Source organism: Kitasatospora sp. NPDC059160, from assembly GCF_042755465.1.
GTDB lineage: Bacteria > Actinomycetota > Actinomycetes > Streptomycetales > Streptomycetaceae > Kitasatospora.
This window is the reverse complement of the sequence record NZ_JBHZCN010000017.1, coordinates 1-14,404: the sequence shown is the minus strand read 5'-3', so window position 1 is coordinate 14,404 and position 14,404 is coordinate 1. Positions and strand designations below refer to the sequence as shown.

Genomic DNA, 14,404 nt, shown 5'->3' with positions numbered 1-14,404 from the left:
CGGAGTCCGGAGCCGTCCCGTCGTCCGCTCTCACCCGATCCGGGCGGTTCCGGCGGTTCTGCACCGCGAAATCTCAGCGAATGGTCCAGACCTCTCTTGGCGGCCCGGCCGGGGCACCTCATCATGGCGGCACATCGTGCCACCCGGCGGCCGGAGGCTCACACCCGCGCGCCGTGCACGCCCCCCACCCCACCCGAGGTCACCCCCATGCGGCTCAAAGCCCTTCTCCTCGTCGGAAGACCGGTCTGCCTGCCACTGGTCTCCGCGCTCGCCCTGCTGCTCCCCACGGCGTCCACTGCCGCCGCTGATCCCGTCCCGGTGAACGCGGCGCCCGCCGTCGTCCCCGCCGTTCAGCAATGGACGGGCGGCAAGGGGCGGGTGGTGCTGGCCGACCACCCCCGGGTCGCCACCCCCGTCGACTCCTCCCCCGAACTTCGCCACCTGGTAGGGCAATTCACCGGTGAAGCGGCTGAGATGACGAACCATCAGATCGATCCCGTGGTGGATGCCGGCGGTGACGGTGACATCGTCATCCAGGTCGACCCGGACGCGGACTTCGGGGCGGCCCTGCCCCGGCTCAGGGCCGAGGCCTACCGGATCGACACCGACCGCGGACTGGTCACCGTCACCGGGGCGGCGCAGCAGGGCGCCGTCGAGGGCACCCGGACCCTGCTCCAGCTGCTCGCCGGCTCCGCGGACCACCGCAGCCTCCCGGTCGGATCCGTCGTGGACTACCCGAACTACGCCCTGCGCGGGCTGATGCTCGACGTCGGACGGCGCTACTTCACCCCCGAGTTCATCCGCTCGTACATCCAGTGGATGGGCTACCAGAAGCTCAACACGCTCCAACTCCACCTGAACGACAACGAGATATCCCCGGCGAACTGGTCGACCGCGCAGGCGGCGTTCCGCCTCAGGAGCGACAACCCCGCCTTCGCCGGACTGGCCGCCGCCGACGGCTCCTACACCAAGGCGGACTGGGACTCCTTCGAGGACACCGCGGCCGCGGTCGGCGTCACCATCATCCCGGAGATCGACGCACCGGCCCACGCCCGGGCGTTCACCAGGTTCAAACCGGGGATCGGCCTGAACAAGGGCGACTCCGACGAGTTGGACCTCTCGAAGCCCGCCGCCACCGACTTCATGAAGTCCGTCTACGCCGAGTTCACCCCGTGGTTCCGGGGCCCGACCGTCGGCATCGGCGCCGACGAGTACAAGGGCCCGGCCGCCGACTTCAAGGGGTACGTCAACACCATCGCCCCCTACGTCCGGAGCCTGGGCAAGCAGGTCACCATGTGGGGCAGTCAGAAGGGGATCTCCGGCGGCGGCGCCGGCTACGACAAGGACATCACCGTCGACAGCTGGAACAACGGCTGGTACGGCCCCCAGCAGGCCATCGCCGACGGCTACGCCAAGGTCATCAACTCCAACGACAACTGGCTGTACGTCGTGCCGTTCGCGAACTACTACCACGGCCAGGGCCTCGACGGGAAGGCGATCTTCGACAGCTGGCAGCCCAACGTCTTCTCCGGCGACCAGAGCCTCGCCCCGCAGGACCCCCACCTGCTCGGTGCGATGCCGGGAGTCTGGAACGACCTGGTGCACGAGGACTACACGGAACTCCAGGTGCACGGCCTGATCGAGAAGAGCCTGCCCGCCCTCGCCCAGAAGATGTGGTCCGGCACCAGGGCCGGTACCGACTACCAGGCGTTCCTGGACACCGTCCGCGCCGTCGGCCAGGGCCCCGGCACCGGCTACCTGCCCGACACCCTCGGGTCCGACGACGTCACCGCCGACCTCGCCCTCGGCCGCACCACCACCGCCTCCTCCAGTGAAGGGCCCAAGTGGCAGGCGTCCAACGCCACCGACGGGCTCGCCGACACCCGCTGGTCGAGCAAGCGCACCGACGGGGAGTGGCTCCAGGTCGACCTCGGCTCGGTACGCCGGGTCTCCTCCGCCACCCTCACCTGGGAGAGCGCCTACGCCCGGGACTACGACCTCCAGGTCTCCACCGACGGCACCACCTGGACCACCGTCTCCCAGCAACGCGGCCGCACCACCGCCGGCACCGACACCCTCACCTTCACCCCCACCGACACCCGCTATGTCAGGATGCAGGGCATCCACCGCGGCACCGCCTACGGCTACTCCCTCTACAGCCTCCGTCTCGGCAACTGACCACCCCGCACCCGGACGGGTCGTCCGCCGCCGCACCGGCCGGTGGACGACCCGTCCGGGCCTCCGGGCCGCCGGACGACCCCGTACCCGGCGGCGTGTGCCGATCAGTCGACGTGGAGTTCCATCCACTCGGCGAGGGCCGCGAGCCCCTGGTCGAAGCCCGTGCGCGGGGCCCAGCCGAGCGCCGTACCGCCGCGGCGCGGTCCGCCGTTGCGGGATGCCGCGGTGGTGGCGGCCATGACCGGGCGGCCGCTGTCGAGCCGCGCCGCGGCGAGGGCGATGTCCTCGGTGGTGAGGCGCTCGTCGCCGGTGATGTTCATGATCCGGTGGACGGGCGGCGCCTGGAGGGTGCGGTCGACCGCGTCGACCACGTCGTCGATGTAGACCGGCCGCCAGGTCTCCGTCGTCTCGTCCCCCGTACGGTCGGCCCGTGGCGGCAGGGTGCGCCGCAGGGCCTGCTCCACGACGGAGCCGTCGAGCACCTCCGGGCCGAAGACCAGTCCCAGCCGGAGCCAGTGGACCGTGGGGGCGGGTGTCCGCACCCCGTCCGGGGCCATGGCGGCCGGCCACAGCGGGCGGTCCGCCGCGGGTCCCCAGCGCAGGGCCAGGTCCACGCTCGTCGGATCGCCGACGCAGACCACCTGCGGCACCCCGGCCTTCGCCGCGCCCGCCACGACGTTCTCCACCCGGGCCCAGAGCCTGCCGATGTCCGCGGCGCAGGAGTCGGCGGTCTCGGGGGAGAGCAGGTGGACGACCGCGCTCGCGCCCGGGAGCACCGGGTCGAGGGCCTCCCGCCGCACGGGGTCTACGGCCAACTCGCGCACGCCCGGGTAGTCGTGGACCAGCAGCCGGGGCGCGACCGCGGTGACCTCCCAACCGGCGTCGGCGAGGCGTCTGGCGAGCGCCGTGCCGATCGGCTCGTCGGCACCGGTGAGGACCAGTCGTCGGGCCCGCCGTCGGCGCCGCGGGCCCCCGCCCCCGGGGTCCGGGGGCAGCCGGGCCCCGCGGGCGAGACCGGCCCGGTAGGCCTCGCGGGCGACCTCCAGGAGGCTGGGCCGCAGCTCCGCGAGCGTCAGCCAGTCGACGGCGGCGGACAGGCCTCCGACTCCCACCGTGGCCAGGCCCCGGTCGGTGGCGGCGCCGTCGGTGCTCCGCTGCGACGACCCGTCCGGGGGGAGACGGGCGCTGGTGACCACGCCCATCAGGAACGCGGTCAGCCAGTGCCTGGTGGACAGTTCCGGGCCGATGCGCTCGACCAGTTCGGTGGAGGCGTCGGAGTTGAGGCCGAACAGCAGCCTCAGCCGCCGGTCGTAGCGGGCCGGGTCGAGGCCGAGCCGGGCGAGGTAGTGGTGCGCCGGGGAGGTCGCCCAGCCACTCCTGATCCGGGTCGCGACGTGGACCCCGCCCCGGACGAAGAAGGGGACGGCGTCCAGTGCGGCGAGCCCGGGTGCCCGGCTCCAGCCGGTGTCGACCTCCGCGTCCTGCGGCCGGGACGACGGCGCGGGGTCGTCGACCGGGTGGAACGGCAGGGGGAACCGGACGTGCTCCGCCGTGGCCAGGTAGGTGGGCACCCCGAAGGTCCTCAGGTAGCGGGCCAGGACGGGACCGTGCCCGGTCCGGTGGGTGCGGCGGGTGGCGTAGCGGACGAAGCCTTCGGCCCGGCCGGTCGGCAGGACCAGCGCCGTGGTCGGTACGGCACCCACGACACCGGGCGCCCAGCGGTGCCCCGTCAGGGCGGCCATCCGCACCGCCGCCGCGGCGGGCGTGTCGGGGTGGGCGTGCAGGACGAGCGCGGCCTCCGGCGCGGCCCGCACGGCTGCGCTGACCCGCGCGTGGAAGTCCTTCCCGAGGACGGCTCCCTCTTCGATCAGCACGTGGTGGGTGGATCCCGGTGGAGGGGTGGACCAGGCGCGGATCGCGGCATTCGATCCGTTGATCCCCCGCGCCGTCACCACGGCGTACGGTTCGGGCGAAGCCCGTTCGGCCAGCTCCCGGGCGGAGGCCGCCCGTTCCGGCCTGGCCATGACAACGCCGCTCAACCGAATGTGCACGGTCAGGGAACTCCTGTTCTCAAGAGGTGGCGCCGGGAGTCCGGCTGTGGTGGAAGTGGCCCCGTCCCGCCCCGGCGCACGACCGACCGTCAGCCGCGCGCGCCCACCTCACCACGGGGGTGTGCACCCCGCCGCGACCGACCGGCCCCGGGGAGCGTCGGCTGTTCCGGGGAACACGGTGCACGAGATTCGAACAGAGGTCTACACCAATTCAAAAAGTCCGGCCCTCGTTGCACCATGTGCACCGGCCCGCGACCCGGACGGCGGCCTTGATCCGGACCAACCCGATCCTAGGTTCGGCGGGGACGGGATTTCGCGGGCCGACCGGCCGGAACGACCGTGCCGTTCGGCAGAGGCCGGAGCGGCCGGACGGCCGGCCGGGGACGGGCCCGGGAGTCGTCCCGACGACGGTTCAGGCGCCGCGCAGCAGACCCGCGTCGCGGGCGACGACGGCGGCCTGCACCCGGTTGGCGCACTCCAGCTTGGCCAGCAGGCTGCTCACGTGGGTCTTCACCGTGCCCGCCCCCAGGTGCAGCCGCGCCCCGATGTCGGCGTTGGAGGCGCCGGTCCCGAGCAGCGCGAGGACCTCGCGTTCCCGGGCGGTGAGGCCGGAGAGCCGGTCGACCCCCTGGCGCGCGGGAGCCGGTTCGTCGCCGGACGCGCTCGCCGCGAGGTACCGGTCGATGAGGTGCCGGGTGACCCGCGGGGACACCACCGGCTCACCGCGCACCACCGTCCGGACCGCCTGGATGAGCTCCTCCGGGGGGCTGTCCTTGAGCAGGAAGCCCGCCGCGCCCGCCCGGAGCGCCCGGGCGATGTCCTCCTCCTCGCCGAAGGTCGTCAGCATGACGACCTTCACCGCGGGGGCCAGCTCGGCGATCCGTTCGGCCGCCGTCAGGCCGTCCGCGCCCGGCATCCTGATGTCGAGCAGCGCCACGTCGACCGGGATCCGGGTGGCCAGCCGGACCGCCTCGTCGCCGTCGCGGGCCTGCGCCACCACGTCCAGGTCGTCCGCGCACCCGAGCACGAGCCTGATGCCGGCCCGGACCAGGTCCTGGTCGTCGGCGAGCAGCACGCGTATCACGATCCGGGGCCTCTCGGGACGGGGATGTCGGTGGGGATCACGGTGTCCTCGACCAGCCGGTCACCGAGGAAGCAGTACCGGTGCACCGCCAGCCGGACCGCCCCTTCGTCACCGTAGTCCGGAAAGTACTCGCACCCGGCACCGGCCGGCGGCTCGGGCTCCTGCCCCCGGACGGCCGCCCGCGCGAACGGATCCCCGAGGCCGTGGTCACGGACGAAGGCCTCGCGGGACGGTTCGGCGGACGGCGGCAGCAGCGCCGCGCCTCCGCGGTACGGGACGAAGACGAATAGGAGGGACTCCATGCACCTGGCACAGATCGTTCTCGTGGCGGAGACCGCCCTCGTCCTCGTCGGGGTGGGATGGATGCTCCTCGCGGTGCGCCACCGTACCCGCATGGCGGGCGCGACCCGGGCCCGGCACGAACTGCTCGCGCCCACAAGGGAACTGCTGTCGGCAGCGGCCCTGGGCCTGGGGACAGGATGGGCGGTGACCCGGCATGAGGTTCCCGACCTGCTCTCGCTGGCGATGCTCGGCGTGCTGCTGCCCGCCACGGCCGGAATGGCCGTGGCGCTGATGGTCGGGCAGCGGGGCGTGCCGACCCGCAGCACCCGCGGATGGCTGGTGCTGACGGTGCCGCTCCTGGGCGGCGCCACGGCCGGGATGTACCCCTCGCTGTTCTGACACCGGCCCCCCGGCACGAGGAACGCGAGAAGGGCCTCCTGGCCGTCCGATCGGATTCCGACATCCGACCGGCCACCAGGAGGCCCTGAACCACACCCCGGCCGCTCCGCACCCCATCCGGTCGGGACCGGGCCGGGGTGCGCCTCACGAGCGGCGCGGCGGCTTCCCGCACCGGGGCGGCGCGCCCGTCACGCGTCCGCGGTCTGGACCTCACGCGGCGCGGCGGCGGTCTCGGCGGACTTCTGCGGCCGGTCGGCGAGCTTGAGCCAGACCACGCCGGCGATGATCACGGCCAGCCACACCGCCTTGGCCGGGGTGAGGCTCTCGTCGAAGACGACGGGCCCCAGCAGGGCCGCGCCGACCGACCCGATGCCGGCCCAGACGGCGTAGCCGATGCTGACGTCGATGGTGCGCAGCGCGGCGCTCAGGGCCCAGAGGGTCAGCAGGAAGAAGACGACGGCGACCAGTGACCAGGTCAGCCGGGTGAAGCCGTGGCTTCCACCGACGGCGAGCGCGTAGCCGACTTCGAAGCCGCCGGCGAGCAGGAGCATGATCCACGGGTTGACCGAGTTGCGGCCGGTGTCGGACATGTGCACGGGTCCTTTCGGGAGGTGGAGCCGGGTGGGGGCGGGAGGATCAGGCAGCGCCGCTGAGCTGGAGGCCGACGACGCCGGCGATGATGACGGCGATGCCGACGGCCTTGCGCCAGTTCAGGCGCTGGCCGAAGAGCAGGGCGCCGAGGAGGGTGATGCCGACGCCGGCGACGGAGGTCCAGATCGCGTAGCCGACACCGACGTCGAAGGTCAGCAGTGCCTTGCTGAGGAAGAAGGTGCCGAGGGCGCCGGTGATCAGGGTCACGGCGGTCCACGTACGGTTCTTGAAGCCTTCGGCCTTGCCGGCCGCGATGGCGACGGCGATCTCGAAGATGTCCGCGATCGCGAGGTAGAACCACTGCATGGCTGGTCCTTTCGTTCTTGGGAGGTCGGCGTTGACGGGGAGAGGTGGAGCGGGGAGAAGACGGGGGAACAGGGGGAAGCGGTAGATCAGGGGAAGCGGGGGAACGCGGGAAGGCAGAGGGAACGCAGGGGGGGAACGCGGGGGGGAAGGCGGGGAGCCGGGCGTCAGGGCCGGTTCAGCAGCCGTCGATCCCGCAGGCGGGAGCGGCGCCCCCGAGGGCCTCCTGCTCGGCCTGGGCGTCGAGCACGGCCTTGCGGATCTGGGCGACGGAGGGCACGCCCTCGATGCGGTGGCGTCCGTCGATGATGATCGTGGGCGCGACGGAGACCCGGTTGGCCTCCGCGTCCCGCAGCGCCGCCCGGTGCGCCTCGGTGTACCGGCCGGAGGTCAGTGCCTCGGCGAAGTCGGCGCTGTCCAGGCCGAGTTCGGCGGCGATGTCGGCGAGGACGGCCACCTCGCCGATGTCCCGGTTCTCCTGGAAGAAGGCCCGCAGTACCCGGGGGGTGTACTCCGCGGCCCGGCCGTGCTCGGCCGCGTACCGGTAGCCCTCGAAGGCCAGCCGGGTGTAGGGCTGCGGCGAGACCGTCGGGAGGGTGATGTCCACGCCGAGGCGGCGGGCCATCGGGTAGACGGCGCGGTCCCAGATCGCCGGCAGGTAGTCGTCCTCCGGGCGCAGCGTCGGGGTGGGGTGGGGCCGCAGCTCGAACGGCATCCACTCGATGTCGACGTCGAGGTCGCGGGTGGCCTCGTGCAGCGGGCCCTCGGCCAGCATGCAGAAGGGACAGACGTAGTCCGACCAGACCTTGATGCCGATCCTGCCGGTTGCCGTTCCGCTCACGGCCGCCCCCGCTCCATGGTGAGGAAGTCCTCGAACGGCGCCGTGCCTTCCGGGATCTGGATCGAGGTGACCTTGATCGGCCAGGTCTCCGGGTCCTCGGCGAAGATCGAGTACGAGCTGGTGTAGTCGAAGCCGTACCGCGCGGCCGTCTTGCGGTCGACCACGTTGACGATGTGGCTGACGCTGAAGTACAGCGACGCCATGTAGCACAGGGCGCAGGGCTCGCCGGAGGCGATCAGGGTGGATCCGGCGGTGGCGTGCAGTCCGTACTTGGCGGCGGCCGCCCGCAGTGCGGTGACCTCGGCGTGCGCGGTGGGGTCGTTGTCCTCGCGCACCCGGTTGACACCGGTGCCGAGGATCCGGCCGCTGTTGATCACCACACCGGAGAACGGGATGCCGCCCTTGGCGACGTGCTCGCGGCTGATCCGTACCGCCTCGCGGGCGTACTCGGTCAGCTCGCTCTCGGAGAGTTCGGAATAACGCAACGCTGCTCCCCCGCTCAGACCGCGGTCGCGGTGTCGACGGTGGGTGCCGTGGGATCAGGCATGGAGTCCCCAGGTAGTTGCTTGTATGTACATGTTGTTTTTGCCCGTGAGAACCTCAGGCGGACAGGTAGAGCTTGCATGAACATACATCTTGCTGTCAATCGCCGGCGGTGAAGAACTTCGCCTGACCCATGCTCATCAGCTCATGCCGGCACGACAATTGGGGCATCGTCGACCCCGCGCCGAGCGCGTCGGGCGTGCCGGGAGGGGTCGGCGGCGCGCCCGAAGCGACGGCTCAGACTGCTACGGGGTACCCCAGGGAGGCTTCCCGGACCCACCGGGAGCAGGGCACGAGCGGCGGCCTCGCCAGACCGTCGGTTCCGGCGCCCGGGCCGGGGCGGAAGGCCCGCATGCCGAGGTCGGCCGCCAGGCGGCTGTAGGTGAAGGCGGCCGAGACCAGGGCCATGTGGTGGTGCCACCCCGGGAACGAGCGGCCCTCGAAGTCCCTCAGCCCGAACCGCCGTTCGAGCAGCTCGACGGTCTCCCCGGTCGCGGCGTGCCGTTCCGCGTACTCCAGCAGCTCGTCGACCGGCCGGTGCACCATGCTGGTGAGCCAGAGCTGCCCCGCACCCGTCGCGTCCTCGTCGGGCTGGGTGAAGAGCCGGAACGGCTGCGGTCTCTGGTCGGCCGCGACGGCGCCGGGGACCTGCACCAGGCCGTCGCGCACGGACGCCCAGCCCGCTCTGCAGACCCCGGAGCGCACCTCTGGGCACCGCTCGCTCACCGTCCGGGCCGCCGCGGCCACCGGCCGGCGGGAGCCGGAGGCCTGGTGCTCCAGCGGGGCCAGCGGGAAGCTGTCCGGGATCGCGACCGCGAAGTCCAGCCCGCGCCGGGTCAGGCCCTCGACGAGCCGGCGCGAGTCCAGGTAGCCGTCCAGGTCGACCACCACCGGGACCGGGTCGTACTGCGAGGCCTGCGCCATCTGGTCGATCAGGTTGAGGAGTTGGCCCTCGCACGAGGCGGTGGCGGTGTGCGGGATCCGGGCCTGCTCGCGGAGCGGCCCCTGGGCGGCCCACGTCTCCGGCAGGAACAGGCACCAGCCCACGGGGAACTCCCCCGCCTCCGTCGACATGAAGACCGCCATGCCGATCTGGCAGTTGACGGTCCGTCCGGTGTGCGGGATGAAGCGGCGGTGCACCCCGCAGGACTTCTCACCGCGCTTGGGCAGCACCACGGGGGCGATCGTCCAGGCCTTGGGCCGGGCCCGGTCCTCGACCCACTGCCGGAGCTGGTCGCAGACCGGATCCCACTCCCAGGGGCTCTCGTTGACGAACTGGTGCAGGGCCTGCGAAGCGGTCGGGGAGTCGCTCGACACGGCCGCCAGCCGGCGGATGGACTTCTTCCCGGGCGTGCTGAGGAGGCCGTTGACGTAGGTGTGGGCCCACTTGCGCTGGTCAGCTCGGCGCAAGTGGCCGAACAGCTGGTCCGTGAACTGGGTGACGGAGTCCCATCCCCTCATAGCTACCCCTCCCGTGTTGCGGCTGCGGCTTTCACACAGATCCACCCACACTAAAGAATGAGCACTATTTTTTTCTCGGGTAAAGGACTTCCGGTCGCCACTTCGCCAACTCGATACAAAGCCCTGGCGCGAATCGCCCGCGCCCGGCCCGGGGAAGGGGCGGCCGGGGTCGGCGGTCCGCGCGGGAAATGGAATCGCCCCCGCGGATCCGGGCACGGCACGCCCTGCGGGACATCGGCCCCGCAGGTCAGGGGCGTGCCGCCGGGTGTGCCCGCGGTCGCCGTACGTCTACCGCCCGGTCACCCCTCGTTGCGGGCAGCGTCGCCCCGGGACGGGGCGCGCAACCGCGGCGGGGCGGGCGTCCGGTCGTGCTCGCAGGGGTCGGGGCCGTCCTCCGGCCGGGCGCCGAAGCCCGCCCCGGCCCGCCGCCACAGTCGGCCGAGCTCGTGCTCGACGACGCTGACCGGGCGGCCGGAGCGCAGCTGCGCCTCGGCGCCGGCCAGCAGGTAGGCGACCAGCAGTTCGATGTCGGCGAGCTCCGCGTCGGTGGTGCCGCCCGCCCGGGCCAGTTCCAGCGCGTGCAGCAGGGCGGGCCGCCAGGCCTGTTCCCAGGCGCCCTGCGAACCGGGGCACTCGTGCGCGAGCCGCATCGCCGCGTGGGCCCGGACGTCCTGCTGGAGGAAGGCCGCCAGCAGCTGGGTGAGCCGGCTGACCGCGGCCAGCCCGGGCGTCGTGAGCTGCTGGACCTCGTCCAGCGCCGAGGAGGTCGCGGCCGCCCCCGCCCTGAGCACCTCGTGCGCGAGGTCCTCCTTGGTCAGGAAGTGGAAGGTCAGCGCGCCCGAGGTGACCCCGGCGGACTGGCTGATCCGCGCCAGGGTGGCGCCGGCGTAGCCGTGCCGGGCGAACTGTCCGGCGGCGGCGTCGATCAGGGCGGAGCGGGTCTGTTCCGCGCGGGCCTGCCTCAGCACTGCGGCGCGCGCCGGTACCGCGCGACGGGTGCGGCCGCGGACCGTTGGACGCCCCAGGGACTTCGTGTGAGCTGCATGGCCCCTCCGGCTCGTTCGTGCACCAGCCCCCGTGACGACGCGGCAAGCATACCCCGGTCCCGGCGGCGTCCTGACGTATCGTCGAACTCGCGTTCACCTGGCTCGACCTGCGGCGATCCCCTCCGCGCCACCGGGAACCGGGGCGTGGTGGAAGCGTGGCCGGAGCGTGGCCGAGACGTGGCGGAAGCGTGGCCGGGCCCGGGACGCGACGGTCCTCGGGGGAGGTTGCGTGAGGCCGAGTACGGCACCGCACCCCGGGGCAGGGAGGCCCGGGGTGCGGTGGATCCGGAGTGCCCGGGAAAACCGCCGGGTGCGCGGCGGCCCGACGGGCGGCGGGAGGATCCATTCCGATCGGCGGCGAATAGGCATTGACCGAATAGCGAATTGCGATAAGCGGGTCGAGCACCGGCCGGGCGGCCGGGAAAAGCGGAGCGCCGGGTCCCGTTATCTCACCGGGACTTCACAAATGACCGCACCCTCCGCGGGCGCCGCCGGCCGACGGACGGGCGGCACCGAATGGCGGACGCCGCGGAATGGGCGGACGTCACCGAATGGCGGGCACGTACGAGTCGTCCACCCGACCGTCCGCCGTCGCCGGGTCGAAGGTCGTCGCGGGCGCCTCGTCCCCGCGCGAGCCGTTGCGGCGGTCGTACCGCAGGAAGTCCGACAGCTGGTCCGTGCGCCGCAGGTGCCCCTTGACCAGGACCACGCCGAACAGGTGGTCGCCGTCCTCCCGCCAGCAGACCAGCGGGATGCGGTAGGTGTCGCCCTCCGGCGTCCCGAAGACGGCCTCGTAGGCCTGTGCGTCCAACAGGCTCACGCGTGGCCGTCCTTCGGGGTCGTGGTGAACAGCTGTCCGTAGTCGGTGATCTCCTGAGCGGTCCCGGCGGCGCCGGCCAGGTGGAGGGCGTGCCAGAGGATCACCTGGTTCGCGGTGACGACGTTGAACCCGAGCTCCTCCTCCAGCGGCTTGATGGTGCCCACCGCCCGGATGCCGTTGCCGGCCACCAGGACGGCGTCCGGCCGGTGCTCCGCCACCGTGCCGCGGATCCAGGCCGACAGGTTCTCCGGCGTGATGGCCTTCTGGTTCGACGGCAGTCCGCAGGGGGCGTGGTGGACCACCTCGTAGCCGAACTCGCGGAAGTAGTCGGCTCCTTGGCCGGAGAGCGAGTCGGTGAACCACGGCGGGTTCACCAGCGCGATCCGCCGGGCACCCAGGGCGTCGAACGCGGCCCGGGCGGCCTTGGTGGTGCCGGTGATCGGCAGCCCCCGGGTGACGGGCAGCAGCCGCTCGTACAACTCCCGTTCGCCCTGGGCCTTCAACGCGTAGCTGGAGGAGGTGAACCCGAGCGTCAGGGCGTGCAGCGGGGAGGCCGCGAGCAGTTCGACGGCCTGGTCCAGGTACGGGGCCTGGACGAAGGACAGGATCGGGTCGTACGGGATCTTCTCGTCCATCTCACCGCCCGCGCGCATGGCGGCGAAGTGCACGCGCGATCCGTGGACGGAGACGGAGGCGGGGGCCACGGCCTGCAGTTCGGCCTCCGGGCCGACGTCGGCGTGCGGCACGACCACGCCGATCCGGGTCGAGGCGTCCCATCCGTCGACGGGCGGCGGGGTGCTGGTCATGGGGGTTCTCCTACCGGGTGAGGGTGGACTCTTCGGCGAGGCGGCCGCCGTGGACGGTGCCGGTGCCCGTGGTGTCGAGGAACTTGGGGTGCTTGCGGCGCATGGTCTCGATGACGAACTCGTAGGGGAGGTCGTCGAAGCTGCCGTGGTCGGTCAGGAACTCCATCGCGCCGCCGCCGTCGTGGGGGTGGTGGAGGCTGTCGTTGACGCCGTCGAACTCCAGGGCGCGCATGCCGTAGAGCTTGCAGAGCAGCTTGTTGAACACCGGGGTGACCTTGATCCACTTGCCGTCCAGGTACACCTGGGCGAGCGAGTGGAAGAACACGTCGCCGCCGATGTGGGACAGCAGGCGGGGCGAGGCCAGGTGGTTGCGCACGTCGCCGTAGACCAGCCGGGAGGGGATGCCCAGGGCGCGCACCCCGGCCGCGTACAGCGCGGCCTTGTGCAGGCAGAACCCGGACTTGGTGGTGGCGGTGGTGGAGGCCCGCAGGCCCTCCCGGGAGAGCGGGGCGCCGTAGACCTCGTAGTCGACGCCGTCGCGCACCGCGTAGTACAGCTCGATCGCGTTGGTGCGCCGGTCCGCCGAACGGTCCCGGACGGCGTGGTCGACGAAGGCCTGCACCGCGTCGCTCTCGTGGTCGAGGAACTCGGTGGAGCGGGTGAGGTGGTCCAGTGTGTCGGTCATGTCGGGATTCCCGTCGGTCAGAGTCCAGCCAGCATGGCGATCCGGTTGCGCTGGATCTCGGAGGTACCGGAGTAGATCGTTCCGGCGATCGAGTTGCGCAGGTCGCGCTCGACGCCGTACTCGGTCAGCACGCCGCGGCCGCCGTGGATCTGCACCGCGTCGAGCGCGGTCTGCACGTTGGCCTCGGAGACCACCGTCTTGGTGGCCGCGAGGTCGAACGCGGCGTCCTCGTTCCGCTCGACCTTGGCGCCGGTGTCGGCGAGCCACTTGCGGGCCGTCTCCACCCGGATCTTCATGTCCGCGATCTTGTGGGAGATGCCCTGGTAGGAGCTGATCGGCCGGCCGAACTGGCGGCGCTCCTTGGCGAAGGCGATGGTCTCCTCCACCCGCCGGGTCATCTCGCCCAGGGTGATGGAGAAGCCGAAGAGCACCTCGCGCTTCATCACGTAGTCCAGGACCCGGAAGCCGGAGCCCTCCTGCCCGACCCGCTGGGAGACCGGGACGCGCAGCTCGTCGAAGGAGAGCGTGCCGATCGGGCTGGTGCGCAGGCCGATCTTGTCCATCGCGGGGCCCACGGTCAGGCCGGGGGTGCCGGCCTCGACGAGCAGGGTGGTGAGGCCGAAGGGGCCGGGCTTCCCGGTGCGGACGTAGAGCAGGAACAGGTCGGCGACCGGGGCGTTGGTGATGAACATCTTGTCGCCGCTGACCACGTAGTGGTCCCCGTCGCGGCGGGCGACGCTGGCCAGGTTCATGGCGTCCGAGCCGCCGGAGCTCTCGGTGATCGCGTGGGCGGTGATCAGCTCACCGGACATGATCCGCGGGAGGTACTTCTCCTTCAACTCCTGGGTCGCGAACCGTTGCAGGGGCACGCCGACGGACACGATCTGGGTCGAGGCGGAGAAGGACAGGCCCGCGTCCCGGGAGGTGTGGCCCAGTCCCTCCAGGGCCCGCATCGTCCGGGTGAGGCTGTGCCCGGCGCCACCGAACTCGGGCGCGAAGTGCACCTGCAGGAGTCCGGTCTCCCGCAGGGCCTTCCACTTGTCGTGGGGGAACTCGCCTGCCGCGTCCAACTCGCTGGTGTTGGCGTTGAGTTGCTCCGCCCACGGGGCGGTGAGGTCGAAGAGGTCATCGTCCATGGGGGGTCCTGGGGTCCATTCCGGGGTCGGTCGTGCTGCGGAGGATCGGGGTCGTGCCGTGGCGGGGTGCCACGGCCCGGCCCGGCCACGGGCTCGGGGCGGCGCGTGGCCTGACTCT

Annotated in this window: 15 protein-coding genes; 2 read left to right on the top strand and 13 right to left on the bottom strand. The window is 72.2% G+C overall.

Going from position 1 to position 14,404, the window contains the following annotated elements:
• Positions 1 to 207: 207 nt before the first annotated feature.
• Positions 208 to 2,178, top strand: coding sequence for a family 20 glycosylhydrolase (locus ACFXOZ_RS09880; RefSeq protein ID WP_380588994.1), 1,971 nt, complete (start codon positions 208 to 210; stop codon positions 2,176 to 2,178).
• A gap of 104 nt (positions 2,179 to 2,282) precedes the next feature.
• Here ACFXOZ_RS09880 and ACFXOZ_RS09875 read toward each other — a convergent pair whose 3' ends face one another.
• The 3 genes from ACFXOZ_RS09875 to ACFXOZ_RS09865 form a co-directional block, all read right to left on the bottom strand.
• Positions 2,283 to 4,202 carry an NAD-dependent epimerase/dehydratase family protein gene (locus tag ACFXOZ_RS09875; RefSeq protein ID WP_380588991.1) on the bottom strand — a complete coding sequence of 640 codons (1,920 nt, stop codon included), beginning with the start codon at positions 4,200 to 4,202 and terminating at the stop codon, positions 2,283 to 2,285.
• A 439-nt stretch (positions 4,203 to 4,641) separates the two neighbouring features.
• Complete coding sequence (locus ACFXOZ_RS09870; protein WP_380588988.1) at positions 4,642 to 5,313, bottom strand: response regulator; 672 nt, start codon at positions 5,311 to 5,313, stop codon at positions 4,642 to 4,644.
• Positions 5,310 to 5,615 (bottom strand): hypothetical protein, encoded by a 306-nt coding sequence (locus ACFXOZ_RS09865; protein ID WP_380588985.1) that lies wholly within the window; start codon positions 5,613 to 5,615, stop codon positions 5,310 to 5,312. The genes ACFXOZ_RS09870 and ACFXOZ_RS09865 overlap by 4 nt, the downstream gene beginning before the upstream one ends.
• On the opposite strand from ACFXOZ_RS09865, the gene ACFXOZ_RS09860 reads away from it, so the two are divergent.
• Positions 5,614 to 5,994 carry a hypothetical protein gene (locus tag ACFXOZ_RS09860; protein WP_380588982.1) on the top strand — a complete coding sequence of 127 codons (381 nt, stop codon included), beginning with the start codon at positions 5,614 to 5,616 and terminating at the stop codon, positions 5,992 to 5,994. The genes ACFXOZ_RS09865 and ACFXOZ_RS09860 overlap by 2 nt on opposite strands.
• Before the next feature lie 188 nt (positions 5,995 to 6,182).
• Here the strand turns inward: ACFXOZ_RS09860 and ACFXOZ_RS09855 are convergent, their stop codons facing one another.
• From ACFXOZ_RS09855 to ACFXOZ_RS09810, 10 genes are all read right to left on the bottom strand, one after another.
• Positions 6,183 to 6,584: a DMT family transporter gene (locus tag ACFXOZ_RS09855; protein WP_375894884.1), complete on the bottom strand. Its 402-nt coding sequence runs from the start codon at positions 6,582 to 6,584 to the stop codon at positions 6,183 to 6,185.
• A gap of 46 nt (positions 6,585 to 6,630) precedes the next feature.
• Positions 6,631 to 6,951, bottom strand: coding sequence for an SMR family transporter (locus ACFXOZ_RS09850; RefSeq protein WP_360235350.1), 321 nt, complete (start codon positions 6,949 to 6,951; stop codon positions 6,631 to 6,633).
• A gap of 175 nt (positions 6,952 to 7,126) precedes the next feature.
• Positions 7,127 to 7,789 (bottom strand): DsbA family protein, encoded by a 663-nt coding sequence (locus tag ACFXOZ_RS09845; protein WP_380525426.1) that lies wholly within the window; start codon positions 7,787 to 7,789, stop codon positions 7,127 to 7,129.
• The gene (locus tag ACFXOZ_RS09840) at positions 7,786 to 8,274 is read right to left on the bottom strand and encodes a nucleoside deaminase (protein WP_375894890.1); all 489 of its coding nucleotides are present in this window, start codon (positions 8,272 to 8,274) and stop codon (positions 7,786 to 7,788) included. The genes ACFXOZ_RS09845 and ACFXOZ_RS09840 overlap by 4 nt, the downstream gene beginning before the upstream one ends.
• A 295-nt stretch (positions 8,275 to 8,569) precedes the next feature.
• Positions 8,570 to 9,793 carry an IS701 family transposase gene (locus tag ACFXOZ_RS09835; protein ID WP_380588979.1) on the bottom strand — a complete coding sequence of 408 codons (1,224 nt, stop codon included), beginning with the start codon at positions 9,791 to 9,793 and terminating at the stop codon, positions 8,570 to 8,572.
• A 299-nt stretch (positions 9,794 to 10,092) separates the two neighbouring features.
• The gene (locus ACFXOZ_RS09830; RefSeq protein ID WP_380588976.1) at positions 10,093 to 10,761 is read right to left on the bottom strand and encodes a TetR family transcriptional regulator; all 669 of its coding nucleotides are present in this window, start codon (positions 10,759 to 10,761) and stop codon (positions 10,093 to 10,095) included.
• A 622-nt stretch (positions 10,762 to 11,383) separates the two neighbouring features.
• Positions 11,384 to 11,659 (bottom strand): DUF6253 family protein, encoded by a 276-nt coding sequence (locus ACFXOZ_RS09825; RefSeq protein ID WP_375894897.1) that lies wholly within the window; start codon positions 11,657 to 11,659, stop codon positions 11,384 to 11,386.
• On the bottom strand, positions 11,656 to 12,465 hold the full coding sequence (locus ACFXOZ_RS09820; protein WP_380525427.1) for a maleate cis-trans isomerase: 810 nt from the start codon (positions 12,463 to 12,465) through the stop codon (positions 11,656 to 11,658). Before ACFXOZ_RS09820 ends, ACFXOZ_RS09825 begins: the two co-directional genes overlap by 4 nt.
• A gap of 10 nt (positions 12,466 to 12,475) precedes the next feature.
• Positions 12,476 to 13,150: a transglutaminase family protein gene (locus ACFXOZ_RS09815; protein ID WP_380525428.1), complete on the bottom strand. Its 675-nt coding sequence runs from the start codon at positions 13,148 to 13,150 to the stop codon at positions 12,476 to 12,478.
• Positions 13,151 to 13,167: 17 nt separating this feature from the next.
• Positions 13,168 to 14,286 carry an acyl-CoA dehydrogenase family protein gene (locus ACFXOZ_RS09810; RefSeq protein WP_380588973.1) on the bottom strand — a complete coding sequence of 373 codons (1,119 nt, stop codon included), beginning with the start codon at positions 14,284 to 14,286 and terminating at the stop codon, positions 13,168 to 13,170.
• Between the last annotated feature and the right edge of the window lie 118 nt (positions 14,287 to 14,404).

Bases quoted from the DNA above. Each gene is read 5' to 3' on its own strand.
- ACFXOZ_RS09835 (WP_380588979.1), bottom strand. From the start codon at position 9,793: ATGAGGGGATGGGACTCCGTCACCCAGTTCACGGACCAGCTGTTCGGC.
- ACFXOZ_RS09860 (WP_380588982.1), top strand. From the start codon at position 5,614: ATGCACCTGGCACAGATCGTTCTCGTGGCGGAGACCGCCCTCGTCCTC.
- ACFXOZ_RS09880 (WP_380588994.1), top strand. From the start codon at position 208: ATGCGGCTCAAAGCCCTTCTCCTCGTCGGAAGACCGGTCTGCCTGCCA.
- ACFXOZ_RS09865 (WP_380588985.1), bottom strand. From the start codon at position 5,615: ATGGAGTCCCTCCTATTCGTCTTCGTCCCGTACCGCGGAGGCGCGGCG.
- ACFXOZ_RS09850 (WP_360235350.1), bottom strand. From the start codon at position 6,951: ATGCAGTGGTTCTACCTCGCGATCGCGGACATCTTCGAGATCGCCGTC.
- ACFXOZ_RS09815 (WP_380525428.1), bottom strand. From the start codon at position 13,150: ATGACCGACACACTGGACCACCTCACCCGCTCCACCGAGTTCCTCGAC.
- ACFXOZ_RS09810 (WP_380588973.1), bottom strand. From the start codon at position 14,286: ATGGACGATGACCTCTTCGACCTCACCGCCCCGTGGGCGGAGCAACTC.
- ACFXOZ_RS09855 (WP_375894884.1), bottom strand. From the start codon at position 6,584: ATGTCCGACACCGGCCGCAACTCGGTCAACCCGTGGATCATGCTCCTG.
- ACFXOZ_RS09875 (WP_380588991.1), bottom strand. From the start codon at position 4,202: ATGGCCAGGCCGGAACGGGCGGCCTCCGCCCGGGAGCTGGCCGAACGG.
- ACFXOZ_RS09820 (WP_380525427.1), bottom strand. From the start codon at position 12,465: ATGACCAGCACCCCGCCGCCCGTCGACGGATGGGACGCCTCGACCCGG.